The following is a 1,178-nucleotide window of genomic DNA, read 5'->3' as shown; positions in this document are numbered from 1 at the left end:
GTAGGAGATTCTATGTCTACCCCACCGTATCGGCCGCAGTCCGATACGGTTGCTGAGTCGTCATCAGGGCAAAGGCAATCCGGGCCAATTTGCGGGCGAGGACGGTCAGCGCCTCGATCTTTTGCAGTCCGCGTGCCAGGTAGCTTTGATAGACCGCCTGCCACCTTTGCGTGCGGGCTGCAGCCATGGCTGCGTTGTGCAGCAGGCGGCGGATTTCAGGGTCTCCCTGCTTGGTCAGCTTGCGCCGACCGCTGTAGCGGCCCGATTCCTTCAGACGTACATCCAGACCTATGAAGGCGATGAATGCATCGCTGTTGCGGAAATATCCGCGCAGGAACGCCATGTTCAAGGCGGCGGCCGTCAGTGGGCCGATACCCTCGACCTTTTGGCAGCGCTTGCTCTGAGCGGTCAGGCCTGCATCCTCCAGCACGGACTGGATAGTCGCTTCCAGCTTCCTCTCCAAGGCGGCCATGCGCTGGAGAACTGGCTTTAGCGCACTCGCCAGCTGCCGGTCCTGAGAAAAACTCTGGCGCAGAGACGTCGCACTACGAACGACCACGGCTCGGCGATGCAGCATGGCCTGCAGGCGGCAATACACCTTGCTCGGCGGCTGCCAAGGATCCAGCTGCGCCTGCTCATGGGCCAGGTAGCGGGCCAGCAGTTGGGCATCGCTGCGATCATCCTTGTTTCGCCCGCCAATACCCTTGCGGTAGTTGCTCAGGCGATAGCCGTTGATGACGTAGATCCGACAGCCACGGGCATGGGCCAAGGTGGCAACCAGGACGTGGTAGATCCCCGTCGCTTCAATGGCGATGGAGCAGCCGGGCGGCAGGGTCTTGAGCCAGTTCCTGATTGAGCACGCCTCATTGCGTAGCTCGAATACTTCGCCCGTTCGAGCATCGCAGACACTCAGCGAATCCTTGGCGACATCAATTCCGATCACCGCAACCTGGCTTGTCATGGGGCTCTCCGACGTTGAAGATGGAACTGCCTGTCGGGGGCTCACAGTGGCGCAGGCTTGCCGGTATCGTCGGTCTGGGGGGCTACCCAGTCCGATGGATTCCTTATCGGCGCTTGTCGTGAGCGCGTGGGTGGGGGAAGTCTCCTACCGTCTGGCTTGCAGAAGCGGGTCTTGTCCCTCCACCCCCGACAGGTTCCTACCCTAACGCCATACAAGC

General features: G+C 61.3%; 1 protein-coding gene. It reads right to left on the bottom strand.

Annotated features, from left to right (window positions below; translation table 11 throughout):
* Positions 1–16: 16 nt before the first annotated feature.
* Positions 17–961 carry an IS110 family transposase gene (locus IB274_RS29425; RefSeq protein ID WP_192436289.1) on the bottom strand — a complete coding sequence of 315 codons (945 nt, stop codon included), beginning with the start codon at positions 959–961 and terminating at the stop codon, positions 17–19.
* Between the last annotated feature and the right edge of the window lie 217 nt (positions 962–1,178).

The organism is Pseudomonas sp. PDM18, assembly GCF_014852585.1.
GTDB lineage: Bacteria > Pseudomonadota > Gammaproteobacteria > Pseudomonadales > Pseudomonadaceae > Pseudomonas.
This window is presented reverse-complemented; position numbering and strand designations above follow the sequence as displayed.